Origin of the sequence: Streptomyces sp. NBC_01508 (assembly GCF_045040315.1) — a bacterium.
Taxonomy (GTDB): Bacteria; Actinomycetota; Actinomycetes; order Streptomycetales; family Streptomycetaceae; genus Streptomyces.
In genome coordinates this window covers 6,875,945-6,900,821 of record NZ_CP109419.1, presented here as the reverse complement: position 1 = coordinate 6,900,821, position 24,877 = coordinate 6,875,945, and the positions used below count along the sequence as shown (strand labels likewise).

The 24,877-nt window shown below is 72.0% G+C and carries 25 protein-coding genes; 4 read left to right on the top strand and 21 right to left on the bottom strand.

All coding sequences use genetic code 11. The features are described from left to right. Positions 1-26 precede the first annotated feature (26 nt). A complete protein-coding gene (locus OG700_RS31815; RefSeq protein ID WP_405619606.1) occupies positions 27-1,247 on the bottom strand; it encodes an acyl-CoA dehydrogenase family protein in 1,221 nt (406 codons plus the stop codon). 46 nt (positions 1,248-1,293) lie between these two features. Next, entirely contained in the window at positions 1,294-3,015 is a 1,722-nt protein-coding gene (locus tag OG700_RS31810) for an MFS transporter (RefSeq protein ID WP_405619604.1), read from the bottom strand. A 440-nt stretch (positions 3,016-3,455) separates the two neighbouring features. On the opposite strand from OG700_RS31810, the gene OG700_RS31805 reads away from it, so the two are divergent. Further along, entirely contained in the window at positions 3,456-4,454 is a 999-nt protein-coding gene (locus OG700_RS31805; protein WP_405619602.1) for a phosphatase PAP2 family protein, read from the top strand. A gap of 131 nt (positions 4,455-4,585) precedes the next feature. Here OG700_RS31805 and OG700_RS31800 read toward each other — a convergent pair whose 3' ends face one another. The 4 genes from OG700_RS31800 to OG700_RS31785 form a co-directional block, all read right to left on the bottom strand. Continuing rightward, on the bottom strand, positions 4,586-4,801 hold the full coding sequence (locus OG700_RS31800) for an I78 family peptidase inhibitor (RefSeq protein ID WP_405619600.1): 216 nt from the start codon (positions 4,799-4,801) through the stop codon (positions 4,586-4,588). A gap of 378 nt (positions 4,802-5,179) precedes the next feature. Then, positions 5,180-6,145 (bottom strand): helix-turn-helix transcriptional regulator, encoded by a 966-nt coding sequence (locus tag OG700_RS31795; RefSeq protein WP_405619598.1) that lies wholly within the window; start codon positions 6,143-6,145, stop codon positions 5,180-5,182. Positions 6,146-6,204: 59 nt separating this feature from the next. Beyond that, on the bottom strand, positions 6,205-7,008 hold the full coding sequence (locus OG700_RS31790; protein WP_405619596.1) for a hypothetical protein: 804 nt from the start codon (positions 7,006-7,008) through the stop codon (positions 6,205-6,207). Next, complete coding sequence (locus OG700_RS31785; protein ID WP_405619594.1) at positions 7,005-8,291, bottom strand: glycosyltransferase family 4 protein; 1,287 nt, start codon at positions 8,289-8,291, stop codon at positions 7,005-7,007. The genes OG700_RS31790 and OG700_RS31785 overlap by 4 nt, the downstream gene beginning before the upstream one ends. A gap of 306 nt (positions 8,292-8,597) precedes the next feature. On the opposite strand from OG700_RS31785, the gene OG700_RS31780 reads away from it, so the two are divergent. Together OG700_RS31780 and OG700_RS31775 are read left to right on the top strand one after the other, a co-directional pair. Beyond that, the gene (locus OG700_RS31780) at positions 8,598-9,374 is read left to right on the top strand and encodes a hypothetical protein (protein WP_405619593.1); all 777 of its coding nucleotides are present in this window, start codon (positions 8,598-8,600) and stop codon (positions 9,372-9,374) included. After that, positions 9,371-9,958, top strand: coding sequence for a hypothetical protein (locus OG700_RS31775; RefSeq protein WP_405619591.1), 588 nt, complete (start codon positions 9,371-9,373; stop codon positions 9,956-9,958). Before OG700_RS31780 ends, OG700_RS31775 begins: the two co-directional genes overlap by 4 nt. Positions 9,959-10,063: 105 nt before the next feature. Here OG700_RS31775 and der read toward each other — a convergent pair whose 3' ends face one another. The 5 genes from der to aroH form a co-directional block, all read right to left on the bottom strand. Continuing rightward, on the bottom strand, positions 10,064-11,542 hold the full coding sequence (der, locus tag OG700_RS31770) for a ribosome biogenesis GTPase Der (RefSeq protein ID WP_405619589.1): 1,479 nt from the start codon (positions 11,540-11,542) through the stop codon (positions 10,064-10,066). Between the two features lie 51 nt (positions 11,543-11,593). Then, positions 11,594-12,316, bottom strand: a complete 723-nt coding sequence (locus OG700_RS31765) for a lysophospholipid acyltransferase family protein (protein WP_405619587.1) — start codon at positions 12,314-12,316, stop codon at positions 11,594-11,596. After that, the gene (cmk, locus tag OG700_RS31760) at positions 12,274-12,999 is read right to left on the bottom strand and encodes a (d)CMP kinase (protein ID WP_405619585.1); all 726 of its coding nucleotides are present in this window, start codon (positions 12,997-12,999) and stop codon (positions 12,274-12,276) included. The genes OG700_RS31765 and cmk overlap by 43 nt, the downstream gene beginning before the upstream one ends. A 194-nt stretch (positions 13,000-13,193) precedes the next feature. Beyond that, a complete protein-coding gene (locus OG700_RS31755) occupies positions 13,194-14,279 on the bottom strand; it encodes a prephenate dehydrogenase (protein WP_405619583.1) in 1,086 nt (361 codons plus the stop codon). Beyond that, on the bottom strand, positions 14,276-14,644 hold the full coding sequence (gene aroH, locus OG700_RS31750) for a chorismate mutase (protein WP_405619582.1): 369 nt from the start codon (positions 14,642-14,644) through the stop codon (positions 14,276-14,278). Before aroH ends, OG700_RS31755 begins: the two co-directional genes overlap by 4 nt. A gap of 158 nt (positions 14,645-14,802) precedes the next feature. Here aroH and OG700_RS31745 point away from each other — a divergent pair, with 158 nt between their 5' ends. Further along, positions 14,803-15,570, top strand: coding sequence for a DNA polymerase beta superfamily protein (locus OG700_RS31745; protein WP_405619580.1), 768 nt, complete (start codon positions 14,803-14,805; stop codon positions 15,568-15,570). Here OG700_RS31745 and OG700_RS31740 read toward each other — a convergent pair. The 10 genes from OG700_RS31740 to OG700_RS31695 form a co-directional block, all read right to left on the bottom strand. Then, positions 15,502-16,344: a DNA polymerase beta superfamily protein gene (locus OG700_RS31740; protein WP_405619578.1), complete on the bottom strand. Its 843-nt coding sequence runs from the start codon at positions 16,342-16,344 to the stop codon at positions 15,502-15,504. The genes OG700_RS31745 and OG700_RS31740 overlap by 69 nt on opposite strands. 3 nt (positions 16,345-16,347) lie before the next feature. After that, on the bottom strand, positions 16,348-17,406 hold the full coding sequence (locus OG700_RS31735) for an ADP-ribosylglycohydrolase family protein (protein ID WP_405619576.1): 1,059 nt from the start codon (positions 17,404-17,406) through the stop codon (positions 16,348-16,350). After that, entirely contained in the window at positions 17,403-18,134 is a 732-nt protein-coding gene (locus OG700_RS31730; protein WP_405619574.1) for an NUDIX hydrolase, read from the bottom strand. The genes OG700_RS31735 and OG700_RS31730 overlap by 4 nt, the downstream gene beginning before the upstream one ends. 101 nt (positions 18,135-18,235) lie before the next feature. Further along, complete coding sequence (locus tag OG700_RS31725) at positions 18,236-19,390, bottom strand: AAA family ATPase (RefSeq protein ID WP_405619572.1); 1,155 nt, start codon at positions 19,388-19,390, stop codon at positions 18,236-18,238. Then, positions 19,387-20,040: a nicotinamide riboside transporter PnuC gene (gene pnuC / locus OG700_RS31720; protein ID WP_405619570.1), complete on the bottom strand. Its 654-nt coding sequence runs from the start codon at positions 20,038-20,040 to the stop codon at positions 19,387-19,389. Before pnuC ends, OG700_RS31725 begins: the two co-directional genes overlap by 4 nt. 120 nt (positions 20,041-20,160) lie before the next feature. Next, positions 20,161-21,384 carry a pseudouridine synthase gene (locus tag OG700_RS31715; protein ID WP_405619568.1) on the bottom strand — a complete coding sequence of 408 codons (1,224 nt, stop codon included), beginning with the start codon at positions 21,382-21,384 and terminating at the stop codon, positions 20,161-20,163. Next, positions 21,384-21,959: an SMC-Scp complex subunit ScpB gene (gene scpB / locus OG700_RS31710; RefSeq protein WP_405622133.1), complete on the bottom strand. Its 576-nt coding sequence runs from the start codon at positions 21,957-21,959 to the stop codon at positions 21,384-21,386. The genes OG700_RS31715 and scpB overlap by 1 nt, the downstream gene beginning before the upstream one ends. A gap of 56 nt (positions 21,960-22,015) precedes the next feature. Continuing rightward, the gene (locus OG700_RS31705; protein WP_405619566.1) at positions 22,016-23,110 is read right to left on the bottom strand and encodes a segregation and condensation protein A; all 1,095 of its coding nucleotides are present in this window, start codon (positions 23,108-23,110) and stop codon (positions 22,016-22,018) included. A gap of 43 nt (positions 23,111-23,153) precedes the next feature. Next, positions 23,154-23,732: a hypothetical protein gene (locus OG700_RS31700; RefSeq protein ID WP_405619564.1), complete on the bottom strand. Its 579-nt coding sequence runs from the start codon at positions 23,730-23,732 to the stop codon at positions 23,154-23,156. Beyond that, positions 23,717-24,841: a ParA family protein gene (locus tag OG700_RS31695; RefSeq protein ID WP_385803969.1), complete on the bottom strand. Its 1,125-nt coding sequence runs from the start codon at positions 24,839-24,841 to the stop codon at positions 23,717-23,719. Before OG700_RS31695 ends, OG700_RS31700 begins: the two co-directional genes overlap by 16 nt. Between the last annotated feature and the right edge of the window lie 36 nt (positions 24,842-24,877).

Genomic DNA, 24,877 nt, shown 5'->3' with positions numbered 1-24,877 from the left:
CGGGGCGCTCACCGGGTCACGCCCGGTCACCGGAAGGCATCCAGACCGGTGAGTGCCTTGCCCAGCACCAACTGGTGCATCTCTACAGTGCCCTCATAGGTGAGCACCGACTCCAGATTCGTCGCGTGCCGCATCACGGGATATTCGAGCGAGATCCCGTTGGCCCCGAGGATCGTGCGCGAGGTACGGCAGATCTCGATCGCCTCCCGCACATTGTTGAGCTTTCCGAAGCTGACCTGCTCGGGAAGAAGCTTCCCCGCGTCCAGGCGCCGGCCGAGATGGTGGGCGAGCAGGATTCCCTTGTGCAGTTCGAGCGCCATGTCGGCGAGCTTGGCCTGGGTGAGCTGGAAGCCTCCGATCGGCCTGCCGAACTGTTCGCGGGTCTTCGCGTACTCCACCGCCGACTCGAAACTGGCGCGCGCCGCCCCCATCGAGCCCCAGACGATCCCGTAACGGGCGTGGCTCAGACAGCTCAGCGGCCCGCGCAGCCCGGTGACCTCGGGGAGTACGGCGTCGGCGGGGAGCCGTACCTCGTCCATGACCAGTTCGCTGGTGACCGAGGCACGCAGCGACCATTTGTGCTTGATCTCGGGCGCGGAGAAGCCAGGGCTGCCGGCCGGGACGAGAAACCCGCGAATCCCGTCGTCCGTCCGCGCCCAGACGACGGCGACGCCCGCGACCGAGCCGTTGGTGATCCACATCTTGCGGCCGGTGAGCACCCAGTCGGTGCCGTCGCGCTTGGCGTACGTGCGCATCCCGGCCGGGTCGGAGCCGTGGTCGGGCTCGGTGAGACCGAAGCAGCCGATGATCTCGCCGGCCGCCATGCCGGGCAGCCAGCGCCGCTTCTGCTCCTCGGAGCCGAAGCGGTGGATCGCGTACATGGCGAGGGAGCCCTGTACGGAGACCAGTGAGCGGATCCCGGAGTCGGCGGCCTCCAGCTCCAGACAGGCGAGCCCGTACTGGACGGAGCTGGCACCCGCGCAGCCGTAACCCTGGAGCGACATGCCGAGCGCGCCGAGGGAGCCGAGTTCCCGGCTCAGCTCGCGGATCTCGGGCAGCTCGCCGCGCTCGTACCAGTCGGCGATGTGCGGCATGACGCGGTCGGCGGCCCAGGAGCGCACGGTGTCGCGGACGGCCAGGTCTTCGGGCTCCAGCAGATCGTCGAGGCCGAGGGGGTCGCGCGGGTCGAAGGGCGGACGTTTCGAGGACGGCTTCGAGGACGGCGTCGACGCTGAGGGTGCGGACATGGGGCTGCCTCCGGCGGCTCGCGGGATGTCGGTAAAACTAGCAGCGCTAGTTAGACTCGGCGCCGACATTACGGCGCAGGGCCGTCGCCCGTCCAGACCCGCCACGCACGGGGCTCCGGCCCGCCGCGACCGCGGCCGCGACCTCCGTTCCGTCGCGTGACGCCGGTACGCCGCCACCGGCCACGCCGTCGTCCTTGCCGCAGGGCGGTGTCCCGCAGTCCATCAGCCGGGGCAGCCGCAGCGCCGCCACCGCGCCGAGCAGCAGCAGACCCGCGCTGACCAGGAGCGTGACATGCAGACCGTGTACGAAGGAGTGCCGGGCCGCGATCCGCAGGGCCTCCCCCGCCGGGCCGCCGAGCTGGGCGGCCACCTGGTACGCCTCCCCCAGCGAGTTGGCGGCGGCCGAACCCGCCGCCGCCGGGACCCCCTCGACCGCGCCGGATGTCAGGCCGGGCGCGTAGGCCGCGTTCATGACGCTGCCGAGGAGCGCGATACCCATCCCCGCGCCGAGCTGGTAGGACGTCTCGCCGATGGCGGCGGCGCCGCCCGCCTGTTCGGGCGGTGCCTCGCTGAGCATCGACTCGTACGCGCCGAAGAGGGTGGACTGGAGACCGAATCCGAGCAGCACGAAGGCCGTCGTCAGCAGCCACGGCCGGTCGTGCTGGTCCATCATCACGAGCAGCAGCACGGCGATCGCGGTGAGGACGAACCCGCAGGCGACCATCCGGCGCGGGCCGATCCGGCGCAGCGTGTGCGAGCCGGTGGCGCCGGCCGCCATGGCGGCGAAGGTGAGCGGCAGCAGCCGCAGTCCGGTCTCCAGCGGACCGAGCCCCAGCACCAGCTGGAGGTACTGGACGGCGATCAGCTCCAGGCCGACCAGCGCGAGCATGGCGAGCACGATGCAGCCCACGGAGGTCGAGAAGGCCGGCCTGGCGAACATCGTCACGTCTATGAGCGGATGCTTCCGGCGTCTCTGCCGCCGTACGAAGAGGGTGATCAGGACCGCGCCGAGCAGCAGCGGGCCGAAGGTCTTGACGTCGAGCATCGAGGCGCCGGCGCCCAGGCGCTTCACCCCGAGGACGACGCCGAGCACCCCGGCCGCCGCCATCAGCGCGCCGACCACGTCCCACGGTCCTTCGCAGTCGCCCTTCGACTCGGGAAGCAGGAAGCGGCCGACGGGGAGGATCAGCGCCATCAGCGGCACATTGATCAGGAAGACCGAGCCCCACCAGAAGTGCTCGACGAGGAACCCGCCGAGCACCGGTCCGGTCGCGGCGCCGACGGCGGCGACCGCCGTCCAGATGCCGATCGCCATGGCGCGCTCGCGCCGGTCGGGGAAGACGGTACGGAGGATGGAGAGCGTCGCGGGCATGATCATCGCGCCACCGATGCCCAGCAGGGCGCGGGCGGCGATCAGTATGCCGGGCGAGCCGGCGAGGGCGGCGGCCACCGATGCCAGCCCGAAGATCCCGTAACCGACGAGCAGGACCCGGCGCCGGCCGATCCGGTCGCCGAGGGTGCCGAAGAGGATCAGCAGCGCGGCGCAGACCAGCGGGTAGGCGTCCACGATCCACAGCAGCTCGACGCCGCTGGGCCGCAGGTCCTCGGTGACGGCGGGGACGGCGACGTGCAGCACGGTCGCGTCGAGCGCGACGAGCAGGAGACTGACGCACAGGACGACCAGGACGGCCCAGCGGTTGACGTCGCCGTGGGCACCGCCGCCGACGGCGGCACGCAGCCGCGTTCCGGCCGTGGTGATCCCGGACATCTCCGTACCTCCCCATGAGTCCTCGCGCTCGGCGGGCCTGGTGGGGCGGTGACGACTTGCCCCGGGCGGCCCGGCATCGACGGGCGAGTGCGCGGACAGCGTACGCGAGTTCGTCTGCCCCGGACGTGGCCCGTCTCACCTCGTCGAACGTCGAAGTGTCGCGTACGCCGGCGGACGGCGTGCGGCCGGGGGGTCACCCCGGCGCGGTCAAGCCTCGGTCAAGCGGTCGGAAAATTCCGTGCGGCGCCACGGTGAACTAATTCCGTTGTGCACAAAGACACTTACCGGGACCCCGCCACGAGCAATAGGGCACAAGGTCACTTGAAATTGCGGAACGGCCTCGGATAAACAGCGATCCGAGACACACTCCACATCACATCGTCATCACAAAGAGACTGGAACGACCGAGTCGGCCGTTCACTCGCTGTAACGTCGATTAGGTGCGTACCGACATCTTCGCCCGACTGGACCGGGAGCCGGAGCCGCCGAAGATAGAGATCCCGCGGATGAGCCGTACCCGCGCGACTCTCTTCGGCGGGACTTTGGCGTTCTATCTCGCCATCGTCGTCGCCGTTCTCGCCTCGTCCTGGCTGGTGACCCTCGACTGGAAGATCATGCTGTTCCGGCCGTACCAGCAGTGGCAGCAACTGCACGCGTTCCTGGACTACTTCGTGGTGCTCGGCCAGCGCGGCCCCACGGCCGTGATGATCGCCGCCTGGCTGGGCTGGCGGTCCTGGCGCCAGCACACACTGCGTCCGCTGCTGGTTCTCGGCGCCTCACTGCTGCTGCTCAACGTGACCGTGGGGGCGGTGAAGCTCGGCCTCGGCCGGCTCGGTCCGCACTACGCGACGCAGATCGGATCGGCCGAACTCTTCGCGGGCGGCGACATATTCCCCTCGGGCCACACCGCGAACGCCGTGGTGACCTGGGGAATCCTGGCCTATCTGGCCACCACGCCCCGGGCCAGGCGCTATCTGTCGATCGGGTCGTCCGTGGTTGCCCTCGGCGTCGGCGCGACGACCGTCTATCTGGGCACGCACTGGCTGAGCGACGTCCTGCTCGGCTGGGTCGCCGGTCTGCTGATCCTGCTCGCCCTGCCGTGGTTCGAGCCGACGATCGCCCGTACGGAAGCGGCACTCCTCGCCGTGCGCGAGCAGTGGCGGGAACGGCTGCGGGAACGGGGCGGAGCGGCCACCGAGCCCGTACCGGCGGGCGGGCCCTGGCCCGTGATAGTCCCTCAGCTCCCGGCGCAGGAGGACGAGGACGCCGGCCGCGCGACGGTCGGCACGGCCCACACGGGACGCAACGCGAGCGGCCGGAACACCACCGGCCAGCTCACCCAGCCCCGGCCGCACGCCACGGCACGCTCCGAACGGACCCCGATCACCCCGGCGGGCAGCCGCCGCCCGCCACGCTCGCGGCCGGTGACCGGCGGCTGAGCCCGGACGAAGCGACGGACCGAAGCGACGGACCGAAGCAACGGCACAGGACCCCGGCGGACGTACCGCCGGGGTCCTGTGCCGTCGTGCCAAGTGCGCCTGTACGCCGGGGTGTCGCCCGCCCGGCCGGGTCAACCCAGCCAGCAGCGGACGACGGTGTCGTTCTCGACCTCGAAGTTCAGCCGCCCCCGCAGGTACTCCAGGGTGATGATGGCGCCCGGCGGCAGCGCCCTGACGGTGGTCCAGCCACGCTCACGGGCGATCCGCCCGGCCTCGGGGGCGGCGAGCCCCACGTACGAGTCGGGGGTGTCGTCGGGCTGTGCCGGAGGTGTCGGTATCGATGCCATACGGCTCAGCGTAGGGCTTCCGGGCCGTCCCGGCTCGGCCGGCGGACGACGGCGGACGGTGACGGAGGGGCGGCGCCGGGCCGATGTCCGATCACCGTCCCTACGCACTTACGTACGACGGCGGTCACACTTGTGTCACAGGATCACAACACGTGTTCGGCCACTCCCCCATGCCTTCGGACCGCTGTTCACACGTCGGCCGTAAGTAAGCGATAAGCAATTCGGCAGACTCGAAGATCACCGTATTTTCCGCGTCCCGAATTCCCTCGTCCGACGGCCCGCCGGTATTTGACACGCCGTACGGAATTCACCTCTCCCTCGCACAATCATCGGCGGTACGACACCTTCCGGATGACGGCGGACACAGTGACTCCAGCGTTACGGAGCGTCCCCCAGCGCCCGGGAAAGGCGGTCCCGCGCCGTCCTCATGTGCTCCGTCAGCTCCGGTGGTTCGACCACGTCGAAGTCGATGCCGAGGAGCATCACATGGACCACCATCACGTCGAGACCGCCCGCCCCGGTACGCAGCAGACAGCTGTGCTCGTCGACCGGCTCCAGCACACCGGCGGACGGTGACACCACTTCCGCCGCCTCCGCCGCCGACGCGTGGAGCCTGATCACCGCCGACGAGGCGTAGACGCGGGTGGAGACGCCCTCGGAGACATAGCCGGCCAGATCCTCGGCGGGCGGTTCCCGGGGCGGGAAGCGCGGGCCGTGCGGGGGCCTGGGGGTGATGCGGTCGGCCCGGACCGTACGCCAGTCGGCGCGGTCCAGGTCCCAGGCGACCAGATACCAGCGGCGCTCGGTGCACACCAGCCGGTGCGGCTCCACGGTGCGGCGGCTCGCGGAGCCGGCGTGGTCGCGGTAGTCGAAGCGCAGCCGCTCGCCGTCCCGGCAGAGGTTCGCCAGCTCGGTGAGGACGCTCGCGTCGACGGTCGGTCCCGGGCCCCGGAGCATGGGGACGGTGAAGGCGTTGAGCGCGCCGACCCGGCGGCGCAGCCGGCTCGGCAGGACCTGCTCCAGTTTGGCGAGCGCGCGCACGGACGTCTCGCCGATGCCGTCGACGCCGTTGCCCGCCGCCGTACGCAGCCCCACGGCCACGGCGACGGCCTCCTCGTCGTCCAGCAGGAGCGGCGGCAGTTCGGCACCGGCGCCGAGCCGGTAGCCGCCGCCGGTGCCGGGGGCGGCGTTCACCGGATAGCCCAGCTCGCGCAGCCGGTCGACGTCGCGCCGTACGGTGCGCGGCGTCACCCCGAGGCGCTCGGCCAGATCGGGGCCGGACCATTCGCGGTGGGCCTGCAACAGGGAAAGCAGGCGGAGCAGGCGGGCCGAGGTCTCCAGCATGCGCCGATTCTGCCAGCCGTCGCGGACAGGGACTGTCCGCGACGGCACGGTCGACGGTGTCAGTCCGCCGGGGCCAGGCATACCCGGAGGTTGTTGTCGCCCGAGTAGCGGGGAGCGGCCAGCCAGCCGTCCGCCCGGTGCGCCGGGTAGACGTGGACGCGCTCGCGGTCCCAGATGTCGTCCAGGATCCGCGCGAGCCGGACGGCGGGCGCGCCGGGCTCGGGCAGCAGCCACAGGTCCCACAACCGCCGTTCCGAGACGGGCGGTTCGGCCAGCGCCGCGTACGGCAGGGTGAAGGCGAAGGCGCCGCCCGCGCCGGCGGTCACGGGGACCCGGTGCGTACGGGGCGCCGTACCGCCCGCGCGGGGGCTCCCGCACCACCGCGCCTCGGCCGTAGCGCCATGGCCCGGCTCGGCGCCGTACAGCACGCCCCGCACGGTCATGGAGCCGTCCGCGAGGTGGAGCGCCCCGGCCTCCGCGTGCGGTGCGCGGACCCAGCAGCGCAGCGCGAGGCGGCCGTCGGCGGTCGGGTACGGGACGCGGACGGCGACCGGACCGCTACCGGGGACGCGGTCGACCAGGGCGCGTACGTCCCTGGTGCCGGGGCGGACGGGCCGTCCGTCGCGGGCGCCCGGCCCCGTGACGTGGAGGACGTCCCAGCGGCCCTCGGCGAGAGGGGTGCCCCGGTCCAGTACGGCACGCCGCGCGGTCAGTGGCAGCCGTACCTCGTCCGCCGGGGTGCCGCCGCCGCGCCTCCTGAGCAGCAACTCGGCAGTGGATCCGGGGACTTGATGGGCTCCGGTCAGTTCGAAGGTGACGGTGCCCGCCGCGTCGGCGACGCAGTGCGCGGTGGGGGCGCTCACCCGGCTCGCCCCTTGCGGACAGCCGCCGCCGCCAGCTCGCGCACCGTGCGCGTCCCGCCGGCGAGGAGGCCACGGCCGCGCCGTACGGTTCCCAGCACCGCCGCACGCGCTCCCGTGTGCCTGCGGCCCCGCGCGACCAGCGCGGCGAACAGCTCCTCGTGGCGTTCGGCGATCCGCGCCGGGTCGAACCGGGCGGACGACTCGACGGCCGCCAGGCCCGTACGCCGCCGCAGTTCGTCGTCCTCGATCAGCGCGAGGAGCCCCCCGGCGATCGCGTCCACGTCCCCGACCGGCACCAGCCGGCCGTCGACCCCGTCCTCGATGATCTCGCCCGGACCGTGCGGACAGTCGGTGGAGACGACCGGCACACCGCAGCGCATCGCCTCCACGATGGTCATGCCGAAGGACTCGCGGCTCGATGTGACGGCGGCGATCGACCCCTTGACCCACTCGGGCTCCAGCGGGTTCGCCGTCCCCATCAGATGGACGTGGTTGTACAGGGCGTGCTCCTCGATCAGGGCACGCAGCGTGGCGCGTTCGTCGCCGGTCGCGTCGCCCGCGCCGTAGATCCGCAGCCGCCAGTCGGGCCGGGCGGCCACCACCTTGGCGAAGGCGCCGATCAGCAGGTCGTACCGCTTGACCGGGGTGAGCCGGCCCGCCGCCACGACGTATCTGCCGGTGGAGTCGGCGGGGGCGACGGTGGGCGCGGGCACGCTGCCCGGCACCGCGTCGATCCGTACGCCGGGCAGGCTCAGCCGGGCGCGGTAGGCCCGTGCGTCGGCCTCGGTGACGGTGGTGACGGCGTCGAGCAGCGGGTACCGGTGGGCGATCTCGCGGCGCAGCCGGTGGCTGTGACTGTCCAGCGTGAGGTGTTCCTGGCCGACGCGGACCGGGCCGCGCCGGGTCTGGCGGGCGATGTGGCAGTTGAGGCCCGGCCGGGTGCCGACGACGACGTCGGCCGTCAACGACCGCAGGTGCTCGGCGATACGGATGTCGGTGAGGCGGCTGTACTGCTTGTGCCGCCCGTCGCCGCGCGGGAAGACCGTGGCCGGCCGCTCGATGTCGGGGTGCCCGCCGTCGTAACCGCCGCTGTTCGCGCGCAGGTCGACGAGCTGGCGGAGCGGGACGCCCTCGGGTGCGCCCAGGGCCGGTTCGTCGCGGTGGCGGAAGACCGAGACGATCTCGACGTCGTGCCGCTCGGCGAGCGCCCTCGCGAGATTGAACGTGGTCCGGATCGTTCCGCCGACCCCGAACGCGTTGTGGAGCAGAAATGAGATGTGCATGGGCTCGCGGTGTCTCCCTGCTTCTCCTGGTTTCCTTGGCTTCCTTGGTTTCCTTGGCTTCCTTGGTTCTCCTGCTTCTCCTGCGTTCTCCCGCGTCCTCCCCGGTCGGCCTGGAGCGACAGTAGGGCGGGGACCGGCCCGTCCCGCCGCGGGCGTGAGCCGCGCCGGAAGCTTCACCCGTACGTGCGAGCGGGACGAGCGGTTCGATTCGTCCGGCTTCGCGCGTGACCCCGGCGACAGCTCACCCGTTGTCTCTTTACGAGCCGGGAACAGCCCGGCCCACGCACCGAGTTCGAGGAGCCACCCGTGCCGCGCATGCTCGACGTCAGCGAAGACGTACGCGCCGAGATCGGCGACGAAGAAGCCGATCGCCTGCTCGTCGGCGAGAACTCCCCGGGCAGCTACGACTGCACCTCCTGCCGTACCCCGGGCGACTCCGAAACCGAACGCACCAGCACGGTGCTGTTCATCGGCGAGGAGACCGCCGTCCTGGCCTTCGCCCACGCCAGCTGCATCCCCTCCCAGGTCGTCAAGGTGGCCGAGGACCAGCTCCAGGGCGCCGTCCGCAGCATCACCGGCGGTGACCCCCAGGCTCAGGGCGCCGGCGGCGAGCAGGCAGTCCTCGGTGTCACCAGCGGTCTGGTCCTGATCGACAACCAGCTGCACCCCGCGCTCGTCGTCGAACCGACCGGTCCCATCGCCCGGCCCGGTTCGGCCGGTGACGAGGACGAGTTCCTGCCGCTCCTCGCGGAGCAGGGCTTCCAGCCGGTGAGCGATCTGAGCCGGCCTCCGGGCACGCTGTCCGGCTGGTCGGTGCTGCTCGCCATGGGCCAGTTGCACGCGGTCCTCCAGCCCGGCACCGGCGGCGGCACACCCGTCGCCTGGTGGCAGGCGCACCAGCCGCTCCAGGTCACCGGCGACTGGCGGGCCGCCGCCAACAAGTCGCGGACCGTCCTGGTCTTCGCCGCCCCGGTCGGCTCCATCGGCCAGCAGCCGCGCGAGGACCTGCTGCGCGACGCGCTGGACAAGGCGGCGGCGGACGGGCGTCTGGTGGCGGCGGCGATGCCGCTGGCCGGCACGTGACGGACGAGGGACGAGCCCCCTCGGGGGAGCGCCGGGCCGGGGAGCGGTACGGGGAGCCGCACGGCGGCGGTGAGCACGGCGGCGGACACGGCGGCGGGGAACACCGGGGCGGGCAGCACCGCGCCGAGGAGCGTCGGGAGCGCGCCGGGGACCCGGCCCGGACGCCCGCCGATCCGGCCTCCCACCCGTCGCGACCAGCATTTTCGCGCGTCAGGCCGCATCCGACGGACGACGGGGTCGTTGGCTCCTACGTGCACTCATACGACCGTTCTCGCCAGCAGTACCAGCCCCAGGTCCCCGCCATGCGCCCGGCCCAGGACCCCCCGGCCGGGTACTCGTCCGGATACTCGGCCACGCCGATCTACGACGCGCTGTACTCCGAGTACCTGCGGTCGTTCAGGACGCTTCCGGGTGATCGCAGCGGTGAGGAGAGTCTGGGCTTCACCGCCTTCGGTACGGGGATGCACGGGTCCTCGGGCCGGCAGGGCGGCCCGTTCGCCGGCGCGTGGCAGAGCGGCGGCCGGCCGTATCAGGGAGGCCGCCCGCAGGCGGCCCTGCCACCGGCCCCCCGCCGGGGCCTGTGAGCCCGGTCGTCGGCCGCGTCGTCGGCCGTACGGCAGATGCCGGTGGGCCTGGAGCGGATGACATCCGCTCCAGGCCCACCGGCATCTGTGGTCACCGACCGCGTGTCACTTCTTGCGGCCGCGCTTCTCCCGCACCCGTACCGAGATGTGGATCGGCGTGCCGGCGAAGCCGAACTCCTCGCGGAGCCTGCGCTCCACGAACCGCCGGTAGCCCGCCTCGATGAAGCCGGACGCGAAGAGCACGAACCGGGGCGGCCGGGTGCCCGCCTGCGTACCGAACAGGATGCGCGGCTGCTTGCCGCCGCGGATCGGGTGCGGGTGCCCGGCGACGAGTTCGCCGAGGAAGGCGTTGAGCCTGCCGGTCGGCACGCGCGTCTCCCAGCCCGCGAGGGCCGTCTCGATCGCCGGGACCAGGCGCTCCATGTGCCGTCCGGTGCGCGCGGAGACGTTGACGCGGGGGGCCCACGCGATCTGCGCCAGCTCGGTCTCGATCTCGCGTTCCAGGTAGTAGCGGCGCTCCTCGTCCAGGGTGTCCCACTTGTTGAACGCGACGACGAGGGCGCGGCCCGCGTCGACGGCCATCGTGATGATGCGCTGGTCCTGGACGCTGATGGACTCGCCGGTGTCGATCAGGACGACGGCGACCTCGGCCTTCTCCACGGCGGCGGCCGTACGCAGCGAGGCGTAGTAGTCGGCGCCCTCCTGGAGGTGGACGCGGCGCCGGATGCCCGCCGTGTCCACGAACTTCCAGACCGTGCCGCCGAGTTCGATCAGTTCGTCCACCGGGTCACGGGTGGTGCCCGCGACCTCGTTGACGACGACGCGCTCCTCGCCCGCGACCTTGTTCAGCAACGAGGACTTGCCGACGTTCGGGCGGCCGATGAGCGCGATCCGGCGCGGGCCGCCGATGGTCGTGCCGAAGGTCTGCGCGGGCGCCTCGGGCAGCGCTTCCAGAACGGCGTCGAGCATGTCGCCCGTACCGCGGCCGTGCAGCGAGGACACCGGGTACGGCTCGCCGAGACCCAGCGACCACAGGGCCGTCGCGTCGGCCTCGCCGCTCTGCCCGTCGACCTTGTTGGCACACAGCACGACGGGCTTGCCCGCGCGGCGCAGCAGCTTGACGACGGCCTCGTCGGTGTCGGTGGCGCCGACCGTGGAGTCCACGACGAAGACCACCGCGTCGGCGGTCTCGATCGCGAACTCGGCCTGGGCGGCGACGGACGCGTCGAGACCGAGGACGTCCTGCTCCCAGCCGCCGGTGTCGACGACCTTGAAGCGGCGCCCGGCCCATTCGGCCTCGTAGCTGACGCGGTCGCGTGTGACGCCGGGCTTGTCCTGGACGACGGCCTCGCGGCGACCGATGATGCGGTTCACCAGGGTCGACTTGCCGACATTGGGGCGGCCGACGACGGCGAGGACGGGCAGCGGACCGTGGCCGGCCTCGCCGATCGCGCCCTCGATCTCCTCGGGGTCGAAGCCCTCCTGGGCGGCGAGCTCCATGAACTCCGAGTACTCGGCGTCGCCAAGCTCTCCGTGCTCGTCGCCGGAGTTCCCGGAGTCGCCGGAGTCAATATGGTCGTTCATGAAGTCCGTACCTCGTTCATCGTGATCGGTGCACCGCGCCAGCGCGCTGCACTACTCAAGTCCTGCCCGGCGCCCGGTGAGGCGTCTGGCGTTGTCCAGATGGGCGGTCAGCCGCTTCTGGATCCGCAGCGTGGCGTCGTCCATCGCCTGACGCGTGCGCCGGCCACTCCCGTCGCCCGCGTGGAACGCGTCCCCGAAGACGACGTCGATACGGCCGCGCAGCGGCGGCAGCGCGCCTATCAGCCGCCCGCGGCGCTCCGTGCTCCCCAGCACCGCCACCGGGACGATCGGCGCCCCGGTGCGTACGGCGAAGTACGCGAGCCCGGACCGCAGGGAGGCGAAGTCACCCTCGCCCCTGCTGCCCTCGGGGAAGATCCCCAGGACCCCGCCGCCCTTGAGCACCCCGAGCGCGTCGGTGACGGCGGCGCGGTCGGTGGTCGTACGGTCCACCTTCAGCTGTCCGATGGACAGCAGGAACGGGTCGAGCGGACCGATGAAGGCTTCTTTCTTGATCAGGAAGTGCACGGGCCGGGGCGCGGTGCCCATGAGCATCGGCCCGTCGATGTTGTGCGAGTGGTTGACGGCAAGGATCACCGGGCCGGCCGCCGGGACCCGCCAGGCGCCGAGCACCCGTGGCTTCCACAGGCCGTACATCAGTCCGATGCCGATGCCGCGGCCCACCGCCGCGCCCTTCGGGGAGGGTGCGGTCCTACGAGGCCGGGAGGGTCCGTTCACCGGGCCGCCCGCTTCTCCTCGACCAGGGTGACGACGCACTCGATGACCTGCTGGAGCGTGAGGTCGGTGGTGTCCACCTCGACCGCGTCGGCGGCCTTGGCCAGCGGGGACGTCTTACGGGTGGAGTCGATCGCGTCCCGCTTGATCAGCGCTTCCCGGGTGGCGGCGAGGTCCGTGGCCTCCTTGCCCTTCAGTTCGCCGCTGCGGCGCGCGGCGCGCGCCTCGGGCGAGGCGGTGAGGAAGACCTTCAGGTCGGCGTCGGGCAGCACGGTCGTGCCGATGTCGCGGCCCTCGACGACGATGCCGCCGTCGGCGCCGGCGGCGATGGAGCGCTGGAGTTCGGTGATGACGGCCCGTACCTCGGGGACGGCGCTGACCGCGCTGACCCTGGCCGTGACCTCCTGGGTGCGGATGGGACCGGAGGCGTCCGCGCCGTCGACGGTGATCGTCGGGTTCGAGGCGTCGGTGCCGGACACGATGACCGGCTTGTCGGCGGCCACGGCGACGGCCGAGGCGTCCTGGACGTCGATGCCGTTGCTGATCATCCACCAGGTGATCGCCCGGTACTGCGCGCCGGTGTCCAGGTAGCTCAGTCCGAGCTGGGTGGCCACGGACCGGGACGTGCTCGACTTGCCGGTGCCCGCGGGCCCGTCGATGGCGACGATCACGGCGGCCGGGGCGGTCCTGGCGTCGGTTGCAGCGGTTTCCACGGGGGCGGACACCTTCCTGGTTCACGGGGCGCGGAGTCGTACGCGAGGTCGTTCGCGCGACACTCTCGGGACGTTCGGGGGGTCGTTTCCGGACGCCCAGACGTCAGTACGCCCCCGCACAAGGTTACCGAGTGCTGGGCGTGTCCCTTACACCCCCGCGAAAGCCCGCCCCCGTACCGGTCAGAGGAGTGTCTTCGGCGCCGCTGTCAGCGGCGGATCGACCAGCCGCGCTCGCGCAGCGCCGCGCTCAGGACGGGAGCCGCCGAGGGCTCCACCATCAGCTGCACCAGACCCGCCTCCTGCCCGGTCGCGTGTTCGATGCGGACGTCCTCGATGTTGACCCCGGCGCTGCCGGCGTCCGCGAAGATCCGGGCCAGCTCGCCCGGCCGGTCGCCGATCAGGACGGCCACCGTCTCGTACGACGCCGGTGCGGCGCCGTGCTTGCCCGGCACCCGCACCCGGCCCGCGTTGCCGCGCCGCAGGACGTCCTCGATGCCCTCGGTGCCGCCGCGCCGCTTGGCCTCGTCGGCGGACTGGAGCGCCCGCAGCGCCTCGACCGTCTCGTCCAGGTCGGCGGCCACGCCCGCGAGCACGTCGGCGACCGGCCCCGGGTTCGCCGTCAGGATCTCGACCCACATCCGGGGGTCGGAGGCCGCGATGCGGGTGACGTCGCGGATGCCCTGGCCGCAGAGCCTTACGGCCGCCTCGTCGGCCTCCTCCAGCCGGGCGGCGACCATCGAGGAGATCAGCTGGGGCGTGTGAGAGACGAGGGCGACCGCCCGGTCGTGGGCGTCGGCGTCCATGACCACCGGCACCGCACGGCAGAGCGCGACCAGTTCGAGGGCGAGGTTCAGCACCTCGGTGTCGGTGCCGGCCGTGGGGGTCAGCACCCAGGGGCGGCCCTCGAAGAGGTCGGCGGTGGCGGCGAGCGGTCCCGAACTCTCCTTGCCGGCCATCGGATGCGTCCCGATGTACGCGGCGAGGTCCAGGCCCAGCGCCTCCAGCTCGCGCCGGGGGCCGCCCTTGACGCTGGCGACGTCCAGGTAGCCCCGCGCGCTGCCGGCGCGCATCGCGGCGGCGAGCGCGGTGGCGGTGTGCGCGGGCGGTACGGCGACGATCGCGAGGTCGACGGGGCCGGCCGGCGGCTCCTCCGTGCCGGCGCCGAGCGCCGCCGCGGTCCGGGCCCTGGCCGGGTCGTGGTCCACGAGGTGGACGGCGACGCCGCGCCCGGCGAGGGTGAGGGCGGCCGAGGTGCCGATCAGGCCGGTCCCGATGACGAGGGCGGTTCTCACTGGGCGATGTCCTTGCGGAGGGCTGCCGCGGCGCCGAGGTAGACGTGCGCGATCTCGGAGCGGGGGAGGTCGGACTCGATGTGGGCGAGGATGCGGACCACACGGGGCATGGCGCCCTCGATGTCCAGCTCCTGCGCGCAGATCAGCGAGCCATCGTCACTGACGATGCCGATTCCGCGTGCGGCGGCGGCCGGGAAGTCGCTGTGCAGGTCGGGGGTGGCGGTGAACCAGATACTGATCAGGTCGTCCGCCCCGAGGCTGTTGCGCTCCAGGATGGCGGAGAGCAGCAGGGCGACCTGCTCGTCCATGTGCCCGGGCTCGTCCCGCTCCAGCTGGACGGCCCCTCGGCCTGCTCGTACCGGCACGTCGTGCTCCTCGTCCCGCTCAGTGATCGTGTGCTTCGTCCCAGGTTAGACAGATGGGCGGCGGTACGGACGGGGCGACCGTTGCGCGAGACGGCGGGGGTCCGGGGCGGGGGTCCGGGGCGGGGCGGGTGTCGTGCCCTCACGTAATCTCTACGCGCATGACGCCCGAGGATCTGGTACGCGACCACACCGTCTACGCGTGCGTCATGGGATCGCGCGCCTTCGGTCTGGCCACCGAGGGCAGTGACACCGACCACCGGGGGGTGTTCCTGGCGCCGACGCCGCTGTACTGGGGCTTCGAGAAGCCCCCGACCCATGTCGACAGGCCGGCCGACGAGCGGTTCTCCTGGGAGCTGGAGCGTTTCTGTCTGCTCGCGCTGCGCAGCAATCCCAATGTGCTGGAGTGCCTGCACTCGCCGCTGGTCGAGCAGGTGGACGACACGGGCCGCGAACTCCTCGCCCTGCGCGACGCGTTCCTCTCCCGGCAGGCGCACGAGACCTTCGTGCGCTACGCGATCGGCCAGCGCAAGAAGCTGGAGGCGGACATCCGGCAGCACGGCGCGCCCCGCTGGAAGCACGCCATGCATCTGCTGCGGCTGCTGGGCTGCTGCCGTGACCTGCTGCGTACGGGCCGGCTGGTCATCGACGCGGGTGAGCAGCGGGAGCCGCTGCTCGCGGTCAAGCGCGGTGAGGTCCCGTGGCCCGAGGTGGAGCGGCGGATGAACCGCCTCGGGGAGGAGGCGGACGCCGCGCTCGACGGCTGCGCGCTGCCCGCCGAGCCGGACCACGCACGCGTCGAGGACTTCGTGATCCGCACGAGGCGGGCGTCGGCACTGCGGGCGTCGGCGCTCCAGGCGTCAGCGCTCCAGGCGGGTGCGGACGACCAAGTCGTGGAGCGCCTCGTAGCCGACCGGGGAGTCGGGTAGCCGGGTCCGTTCCCTGGCCTCCGCCAGGACCGCGTGGAGCGCGTCCACGTCGCTCTGGAGGCGGGTCGGGGCGAGGCCGGTCGCCGCGCCGTGTTCGGCCTCGGCCTTCGCCTCGATCAGCTCGGGCAGATAGTCGGGCGCGCTCACTTCGGCGAGCAGCGTGGGCAGATGGGCCTGCACCTCGCCGCTGCGCATGAGGTGGACGCCGGTGAGCAGCGCGCGGAACGTGTAGAGCAGCGGCTTGAGTTCGCCGGTCTTCTCGAAGAGCCGCCACTGGGTGGCGGCGAACCCCCGGTAGTGGTGGGCGTGGTGGCCGGTCAGTACACCGGGCGCGAGCGACAGCAGTTCCCGGTGGGCGTCCGTGGAGTGCACGATCAGGGGCGAGTGGAGCTGTTCCAGTACGTAGCCGTTGCGCCGCATCATCATCCGGACGAACTTGCGCAGGTCATGGCTGACCAGGTCCATCTCCACGCCGTCGCGGTCCCACATCCGCGACCGGGTCTCGTCCGGCTCGTGCAGTCCGATGAGTTCGGCGACCGGCAGCAGATGGGCGCCGCGCAGGTCGACGTCCGAGTCCGTGGAGGGGAATCCGTAGAGGTGGGCGCCGGAGACGGTGACGAACAGCAGCGGATCCGCCTCCTCGGCGAGGACCGGTCCGAGATCGGTCGTCGGCAGCCCGGCCAGGTGAAGGCGCCGGGCGCGCTCGGCCGGGGGTTCGTCGAGGGTGTGGTCGAAGGGGGCGCCGACCGCCACGTGCTCGTCATCCATACGCATGGATCAAGCGTCCCAGAGTGCTCCGAGTTCCAGCAATTCCTCGCGGTACTCGATCCGGTCCGCCCACTCCTTCGGCCAGGCGTCCGCCCCGAGGTGCGCGCCCGCGAACGCGCCCGTGAGACAGGCGATCGAGTCCGAGTCGCCCTTGGTGCAGGCGGCCCGGCGCAGCGCCGTGACCGGCTCCTCGGGAAAGAGCAGGAAGCAGAGCAGCCCGGTGGCGAACGCCTCCTCGGCGATCCAGCCGTCGCCGGTCGCCAGGCACGGGTCGGTCTCGGGCGAGGGTGCGGCCAAGGCCTGTTGGAGCCGTGCGAGTACGGCCAGGCAGTCGTCCCAGCCGCGCTCGACGAAGTGCTCAGGGGTCGGGTCCTGGCTGTGGGTCCACAGGTCGCCGAGCCAGGTGTGGTGGTAGCGGGAGCGGTTCTCGTACGCGTAGCTGCGCAGCAGGCCCACCAGGCCGAGCGGTTCGGTTCCCCGCGCCAGCAGGTGCACCGCGTGGGCCGTGAGGTCGGAGGCGGCCAGGGCGGTCGGGTGGCCGTGGGTGAGAGCGGACTGCAGCTGCGCGGCGCCGGAGCGCTGTTCGAGGGTGAGTCCGGGCGCGAGTCCGATCGGTGCGACGCGCATGTTGGCGCCGCAGCCCTTGGAGCCGATCCGGCTCGCCTGCTGCCAGGGGCGGTCGCTGTCGAGGAGCTGACAGGCCGTCATACAGGTGTTGCCGGGGGCGCGGTTGTTCTGCGGGTCGTGGAACCATTCGACGAACTCCTCGCGCACCGGCCGGGCGAGGCGCGTCGGTCCGAGCGGGCCCCGGTCCATGGCGGTGCGCAAGCCCCGGCCGAGCGCGAGTGTCATCTGGGTGTCGTCGCTGACGATCGCGGGCTTCAGCAGCGGCAGTTCACGCCACGGACCGAACTTGGCGAGGATCGACGGCACGTCGTTGAACTCGGTGGGGAAACCGAGGGCGTCGCCGAGCGCGAGCCCGGTCATGGCGCCGGTGGCGGCTCTCTTGGATGCGGTGCCCGAGGAGGTGCCCAAGGAAGTGCCCAAGGAGGTGTCCGAGGAGGTCATGAGGTGGTCCGTCCTTCCGGTCGAAGCAGCGGCGGGTGGAGTGCGGTGGCGGTGCCTGCGCGGTAGAGGGCGGCCGGTTTGCCCCGGCCCCCGGTGCGGCGCGGCGGGCCTTCCACCGGTTCCACGAAGCCGGGTGAAGTCAGCACCTTGCGGCGAAAGTTGGGCCGGTCCAGCTCGACGCCCCAGACCGTCTCGTACACCTGCTGAAGCTCACCGAGGGTGAACTCGGACGGGCAGAACTCCGTGGCGAGGCAGGTGTATTCGAGCTTGGCCCCGATACGGCGCCGGCCGTCGGCCAGGATCAGGCCGTGGTCGAAGGCGAGTCGGCCGAGTGCGCCGTCGCCGTAGCGGGTCCAGCGGGCGCGCGCCGCGTCGCCGCCGCCGCGCGGCTCGGGGAGGTCGGGCACGAGCGCCGTGTACGCGACGGAGACGACGCGCATCCGGGGGTCGCGGTCCGGGTCGCTGTAGGTGCGCAGTTGCTCGGGTCGCAGTCCGGCGACGGTCTCCGGCGACAGGCCGGTCTCCTCGGCGAGTTCACGCCGCGCCGCCTGCCCGGCGGACTCCCGGGGCCGTACGAAGCCGCCGGGCAGCGCCCAGTGGCCCAGGTACGGCTCCTGGCCGCGCTCGATGAGCAGGACGTGCAGTCGGCTCTGGCGGACCGTGAAGACGGCGAGGTCGACGGTGACGGCGAACGGTACGAAGTCGGCGGGGTCGTAGTTCTCGGGCACGCGGGGCCGCTGGGGTGACTCTTCGTCTGTCTGTCGGAGCGGCTTTCGGAACGGCTTTCGGGGCTGCCGTCGGGGCGGCTCTTGGGGCGGCTCTTGGGGTGTCATCTGTTCTCCGGCAGGGGATCGGCGAAGTACCAACCCTGGTCCAGCAGGGCGTCCACGGCGACGACCGCGTCGGCGAGCCGCTTCTCGTGCGGCCCTTCGAGCGCCACGAACGTCCGCCCCGTGCGGGTCAGTTCGTCCCTGAACCGGCCGGTCATCCAGGGCCGCAGCTCCTCGCCGTCCCGCAGTCCGTCGTCCTCGAAGGCGACGCCCTCGTGGCCGGTGAGCAGCCACAGATGGTGCGGCGCCCGGTCGGCGACCTCCTCGACCAGCGGGTTGCGCCCGCCCACGTACCGCTCGTGCCAGACGGTGGTGGCGAAGGAGTCGGTGTCGCAGAACAGAACGGGTGAACCGGCACGGGCCGCCTCCTCCTCCGCCTCGTTCTGCCGCCCGGCGATCAACGGGAAGTCGTCGGTGGTGAATTCGACGTCCTCCCACTGGGCACCGGGCCATCGGGCGCGCAGCGCGGCGAGCTTGTGCCCGCTGAACTCCCGCCCGTACTCCGGTACGTAGCGGGTACGGGCCCAGACGCCGCCGCGCGCCCGGTAGTGGTCGGCGAGCGCCAGCGCCAGGGTCGTGGTGCCGGTGGACTCGGCGCCGAGCACCACGACGCGGCGGGTGAGCGCGGCCCGGACGGGCGGGGCGAGGAAGTCCCAGCAGCCGGCCGGGTCCTTGCGGACGGCCGTCCCGGAGACCGGGTGGAGCGTGCGGTCCTGGTCGACGGTGACGGACGCGGCGCCGAAGCGGCGGGCGAGTTCGTCCCCGTACGGCTCGGAGGTGAAGACGGCGTCCACGGGTTCGGGGACGGCCGCGCGGAAGACCGCCATGTGCGCGTCCCAGATGGCGGGGTCGTGGAGGTCCATGCGGGTGTCGTCGATTGCGCCGACGACCCGGGCGTCCGGGTGGATCTCGCGCATCCAGGCGACGCGGTCGGCGAGCGGCACCGACTCGACGGAGGCGGCGCAGACGAGGACGGTGAGCCGTGCGCAGCGGCCCTGGGCGGTCCGTACGAGGTGGTGGTGGCCGGCGTGCGGAGGGTAGAACTTGCCGAGCACCAGGCCGTGTTCGTACGCCGGTCCGCGTTCGTACGCCGCGCCGTGTTCGTACGCCGCGCCGTGTTCGTACGCCGCGCCGTGTTCGTACGCCGCGCTCATGCCGTGACCGCCGGCACGTCGGCCGGGCGCCGGTCCAGGTCGCGCGACCAGTTGCGCAGTCCGATGACGCACAGGGTCATGAAGCCGACGTAGAGGATCGACGTCAGGTAGAGGTCCTTGTGCGCGTAGAGCGGGATGTAGACGACGTCGGCCGCGATCCACAGCCACCACGACTCCAGGCGCTTCCGGCACTGCCCGTACGTCGCCATCAGCGACAGCGCGGTGGTGACGGCGTCCCAGAACGGCACCGTCGAAGAGGTCTGGTGGTCCAGGAGGAGCGTCAGACCGAGAGTTCCCACCGCCCCCGCCGCGAGCAGCCAGCCCCACTCGGTGCGCGTCGTGCGCCGCACCGGGAGGTACGTGGAGTCTGGTCCACCCCCGTGGGTCCAGGTCCACCAGCCGTACGTGGCGAGGGCGATGAAGACGATCTGCAACCCGGCGTCGGCGTACAGGCCGGCCTGGGCGAACAGCAGGATGAAGAACAGGTTGTTGGCGATACCGATCGGCCAGTTGGCGAGGTGCTGGCGGGCGACGAGCCAGACGCACAGCGCGCCGCTGCCGAAGCCGAGCACCTCGGTCCAGCTCACCGGGGTGTCGAGCACGGTCACGAGCGGCTGCTGCAAGGGGTCGAGAAAATCCGCGAGACTCACGCCCGCCTCCTTAATGGTCAGATTGACTATAAAGGTGAACGGGCGCGCGCCACAAGCAGAAAAGCCCGCGGCCGGCGGCCACGGGCTTTCTTCACTCGGTACGGGGCGGAACTGGTCCCTCTACAGGCCGACTTCCTTCATCAGCATGCCGACCTCCGTGTTCGTCAGGCGGCGCAGCCAGCCGGACTTCTGGTCACCCAGCGGGATTGGGCCGAACGACGTGCGGACCAGGCGCTCGACGGGGAAACCCGCCTCGGAGAGCATGCGGCGCACGATGTGCTTACGGCCCTCGTGGAGGGTGACCTCGACCAGGTAGTTCTTCCCGGTGTTCTCCACGACGCGGAAGTGGTCGGCGCGGGCGTAGCCGTCCTCCAACTGGATGCCGTCCTTGAGCCGCTTGCCCAGATCACGCGGCAACGGCCCCTGGATGGCGGCGAGATACGTCTTCTTCACGCCGTACCTGGGGTGCGTGAGGCGGTGGGCCAGCTCACCGTGGTTGGTGAGCAGGATGATGCCCTCGGTCTCGGTGTCCAGCCGGCCCACGTGGAACAGCCGCGTCTCGCGGTTGGTGACGTAGTCGCCGAGGTTCTGCCTGCCGTCCGGGTCGCCCATCGTGGAGACGACACCGGCCGGCTTGTTCAGCGCGAAGAAGAGATGCGACTGCGTGGCGACGGTCAGCCCGTCGACCTTGATCTCGTCCCGGTGCGGGTCGACACGCATGCCCTGCTCGACGACGATCTCGCCGTTGACCTCGACGCGGGACTGCTCGATCAGCTCCTCGCAGGCCCGGCGCGAACCCATGCCCGCACGCGCCAGGATCTTCTGGAGCCGCTCGCCCTCCTGATCGGCGCCCGGATTGGTCCTGGGGGTCCTGATCTCCGGCTTGTCGGCGTACCGGTCACGGTTGCGCTGCTCGATCTTGGCGTCCAGCTCGCGCGGGCGGGCGGGCTTTCCCTGGGCCCGGCGCTTGGCCGCGATGCTCGGGGCCTTGGGGCCGCCCTTGGCGCCGCCGCGTGCGGAGGCGCCACGGCCGCCGCCGGACGGGCCGCCGGAGCCACCCTGACCGCCACCGGACCCACCGGGGCCGCTGGAGCGCCCGACGTCGTAACGGCGCTCCTCGGGACGCGGATTGCTCTCACGCTTCGGCTGCTTGTCGTCCCGCGCGCCGGCGCCGCCACGCGCGCCGCCGCCGCTCCCCCGGCCACCGGCGCTCGCCCCGCTGCCGCCACGACCCCCGCCGGACCTCGACTGGGGTTTGCCGCCCGCGGCTCCCCGGCCGCCGCCACCGCCGCTCCGGTTGCCGCTGCCGCTGCCGCTTCCGCTGTTCCTGCCGTTGCTTCGCATCAAATGTCCGTCTTGTCGTCTGCGTGAGTTTCCGGGGCGTACGGTGCGTCCGGATCGAACGACGGAACGCCTTCCAGGCTGTCGGCCTCGATCGCGTCCGCCTCCGGAAGGAAGGGCGCGAGTTCCGGAAGCTCGTCCAGACCACGCAGGCCCATCCGCTCCAGGAAATAGTTCGTCGTCCTGTACAGGATCGCACCTGTTTCGGGTTCCGCTCCCGCCTCCTCGACCAGACCGCGCTGGAGGAGGGTCCGCATGACCCCGTCACAGTTCACTCCGCGTACGGCCGAGACCCGCGACCGGCTGACCGGCTGGCGGTAGGCGACGACCGCCAGGGTCTCCAGCGCGGCCTGGGTGAGCCGGGCCTGCTGGCCGTCGAGTACGAAGCCCTCGACGGCCTCCGCGTACTCGGGCCGGGAGTAGAAACGCCAGCCGCCCGCGACGAGGCGCAGCTCGAAGCCGCGGCGCTGGACGGTGTACTCGTCGGCCAGCTCGCGCAGCGCGTCGGCGACGGCCCTGCGCGGCCGGTCCAGGACCTTGGCCAGGTGATCCTCGGTCGCGGGCTCGTCCACGACCATGAGGACCGCCTCCAGGGCGGGCTTGAGTCCGAGGTCGGCGACCGTACGGTGCTCGCTCACGCCTTCTCCTCGCTCGTGTTCGTCGGGTCCTCGGGACTGGCCGTCACGGAATCGGGCGGGCGGTCGAACTCGTCCGTCACCCGTGGCGACTCGTCGTCGTCCCCGCCCGTCCAGCGCACCGTGAGCGGCCCCAGGGCCTCGTCCTGGTCCAGGGCGACGGCCTTCTCCCGGTACAGCTCCAGCAGCGCGAGGAAGCGCGCCACGACGGTGAGCGTGTCCGGGGCGTCCTCGGCGAGTGTCGCGAAACTCACCTCGCCGGCCGCCCGCAGCAGCGCCACGACGATCCCCGCCTGCTCCTGGACGGAGACGAGCGGCGCGTGGATGTGGTCGGTGTACACCTGCGGCTTGGGCCTGGGCTGCATCGCCTTGACGGCGAGCCGGGCGAACCCCTCGGCGCCGATGCCGATGACGACCTCGGGGAGCAGCGCGGCGTGGTGCGGTTCCAGGCCGACGGTACGGGGACAGCGCCGCGACTCGGAGTCCAGCCGGGCGCCCAGGATCTCCGCGATCCGCTTGTACGCGCGGTACTGGAGCAGCCGGGCGAAGAGCAGGTCCCTGGCCTCCAGCAGCGCCAGGTCGCCCTCGTCCTCCACCTCGGCGGACGGCAGCAGGCGCGCGGCCTTGAGGTCCAGGAGCGTCGCGGCGACGACCAGGAACTCGGTGGTCTGGTCGAGGTCCCAGTCGGGGCCCATGGCGCGGATGTGCACCATGAACTCGTCGGTGACCTTGGAGAGTGCGACCTCGGTGACGTCCATCTTGTGCTTCGAGATCAGCTGGAGGAGCAGGTCGAACGGCCCCTCGAAGTTCACGAGCCGTACGGTGAACCGCCCGTCGTCGGGCTCGGGCTCGGCTGCTGGTTCGGGTCCGGCTTCTGCCGTGGCTTCGGGACCGGTGTCCGTGTCGCGTACGGGCTCGGGCTCCGGTACGGCCTCCGGCTCCGCCGGCTCGGGCACCACGGGCTCGGGCACCACGGCCGGCGGCTCCACCGGTACAGGCTCCGCCACCACAGGCGCCGCCGCGCCGACGGCCCCCGGCCCGCGCCCCAGCGCACGGCGGGACGAGCGGGCTGCGGAGTCGTCGGTGGGCGGCATGGCGGTCCTGGAGGCGGGAGGGACAAGTCCGCCGAGGCTACCTTCAGCGCCCGCGCAGGCGCCGGACGAGGATGCTCGCGTCGCCGCGCGACTCCAGGTCGGCGAGGACCACGGCGACCGCCTCGCGGACGATCCGCCCCCGGTCCACGGCGAGTCCGTGCTCGCCGCGCAGCACCAGACGCGCGTGCTCCAGGTCCATCAGTTCCTCGGCGGAGACGTAGACCGTGATCTTCTCGTCGTGCCGTTCGCGCCCGCTGGGGCGGCGGTTGGCCCCGCGGCCCCCTCTGCGGCGCTGGCCGCCCTGCTGGCCGACGGTGGGGGTGCCACCGCCGTCCTGCGGCCCCTGCGGCCGGCGCTGCTGTTCCTGCTCGGGGGCGCGACTGCGGGAGGTGGCCGACGAGTCCGCGTCGGTCGCCGAGTGCTCCTGGGCCGGTGCCGGTGCCGCCGACTGCGCGGCTCCCGGCTGTGCGGCGCCCTGATCGCTCTCCTGGGCCGGTGCCGGGACCCGCGGCTCGCCGTTCGCGGTACGCCGCCGGTCACCCGGCGAGGAAGCCTGGAGCGCCATGCCCCCGGTCGTACGGAACAGCTCGTCGGCCCCGGGCAGACTCACTCGGCGTGACACCGGGCGAGCACCTCCCTGGCGAGCTGGCGGTAGGCGGCGGCGCCGACGGAGTTGGAGGCGTAGGTGGTGATGGGCTCACCGGCGACCGTGGTCTCCGGGAAGCGCACGGTCCGGCCGATCACCGTGTGGTAGACGTGATCGTCGAAAGCCTCGACGACCCGCGCCAGGACCTCGCGGCTGTGCACCGTGCGGGAGTCGTACATCGTGGCGAGGATGCCGTCCAGCTCCAGCTCCGGGTTGAGCCGCTCCTGGACCTTCTCGATGGTCTCGGTGAGCAGGGCCACCCCGCGCAGCGCGAAGAACTCGCACTCCAGCGGGACGATCACCTTGTGCGCGGCGGTCAGCGCGTTCACGGTCAGCAGACCGAGCGACGGCTGGCAGTCGATCACGATGTAGTCGTAGTCCTGCATCAGCGGCTTGAGCGCGCGCTGGAGCGTGGACTCCCTGGCCACCTCGCTCACCAGCTGCACCTCGGCGGCCGAGAGGTCGATGTTGCTCGGGAGCAGGTCCATGTTGGGCACGGCGGTCTTCAGGAGCACCTCGTCGGCCGACATGCCCCGCTCCATGAGCAGGTTGTAGACCGTGAGGTCGAGCTCCATCGGATTGACGCCGAGCCCGACGGACAGGGCGCCCTGCGGGTCGAAGTCGACCAGCAGCACGCGCCGGCCGTACTCCGCGAGCGCGGCGCCCAGGTTGATGGTCGACGTGGTCTTGCCGACGCCGCCCTTCTGGTTGCACATCGCGATGATCTTCGCGGGGCCGTGGTCGGTGACCGGGCCCGGGATCGGGAAGTACGGCAGGGGACGCCCGGTCGGGCCGATTCGCTCGCGGCGCTGGCGTGCGGCGTCGGGCGCGAGGGTGGCCGCGTACTCGGGGTCGGGCTCGTACTCGGCGTCAGGGTCGTAGAAGTGCCCCTGGGGCACCTCGTCGAAGTCGGCGAAGTGGGTGGACTCTCGGCCACTCTCGTTGCCGGCCATGGCGTTCACGTGTTGGCCGTCCATCGTCTGGTGGGCTGTCGTCATGTGCTGATGGGTGGTGAAGGTGCGGACAGCGACGGAGCCGACGGCCTCTAGCCCGGACGACGGGCTCCGGTGGCCCAGCGCAGGCATTCCTGGTTGACCACCCCCGGGAGTAAATGTCGACTC

Excerpts from the sequence above, each read along its gene's own strand:
- OG700_RS31745 (WP_405619580.1), top strand. The coding sequence starts at position 14,803 with ATGACGCCCGAGGATCTGGTACGCGACCACACCGTCTACGCGTGCGTC.
- OG700_RS31815 (WP_405619606.1), bottom strand. The coding sequence starts at position 1,247 with ATGTCCGCACCCTCAGCGTCGACGCCGTCCTCGAAGCCGTCCTCGAAA.
- OG700_RS31740 (WP_405619578.1), bottom strand. The coding sequence starts at position 16,344 with ATGCGTATGGATGACGAGCACGTGGCGGTCGGCGCCCCCTTCGACCAC.
- OG700_RS31800 (WP_405619600.1), bottom strand. The coding sequence starts at position 4,801 with ATGGCATCGATACCGACACCTCCGGCACAGCCCGACGACACCCCCGAC.
- OG700_RS31715 (WP_405619568.1), bottom strand. The coding sequence starts at position 21,384 with ATGCGAAGCAACGGCAGGAACAGCGGAAGCGGCAGCGGCAGCGGCAAC.
- OG700_RS31735 (WP_405619576.1), bottom strand. The coding sequence starts at position 17,406 with ATGACCTCCTCGGACACCTCCTTGGGCACTTCCTTGGGCACCTCCTCG.
- OG700_RS31785 (WP_405619594.1), bottom strand. The coding sequence starts at position 8,291 with ATGCACATCTCATTTCTGCTCCACAACGCGTTCGGGGTCGGCGGAACG.
- OG700_RS31695 (WP_385803969.1), bottom strand. The coding sequence starts at position 24,841 with ATGCCTGCGCTGGGCCACCGGAGCCCGTCGTCCGGGCTAGAGGCCGTC.
- scpB (WP_405622133.1), bottom strand. The coding sequence starts at position 21,959 with ATGGTCGTGGACGAGCCCGCGACCGAGGATCACCTGGCCAAGGTCCTG.
- OG700_RS31810 (WP_405619604.1), bottom strand. The coding sequence starts at position 3,015 with ATGTCCGGGATCACCACGGCCGGAACGCGGCTGCGTGCCGCCGTCGGC.
- OG700_RS31795 (WP_405619598.1), bottom strand. The coding sequence starts at position 6,145 with ATGCTGGAGACCTCGGCCCGCCTGCTCCGCCTGCTTTCCCTGTTGCAG.
- OG700_RS31725 (WP_405619572.1), bottom strand. The coding sequence starts at position 19,390 with ATGAGCGCGGCGTACGAACACGGCGCGGCGTACGAACACGGCGCGGCG.
- der (WP_405619589.1), bottom strand. The coding sequence starts at position 11,542 with ATGAACGACCATATTGACTCCGGCGACTCCGGGAACTCCGGCGACGAG.
- OG700_RS31705 (WP_405619566.1), bottom strand. The coding sequence starts at position 23,110 with ATGCCGCCCACCGACGACTCCGCAGCCCGCTCGTCCCGCCGTGCGCTG.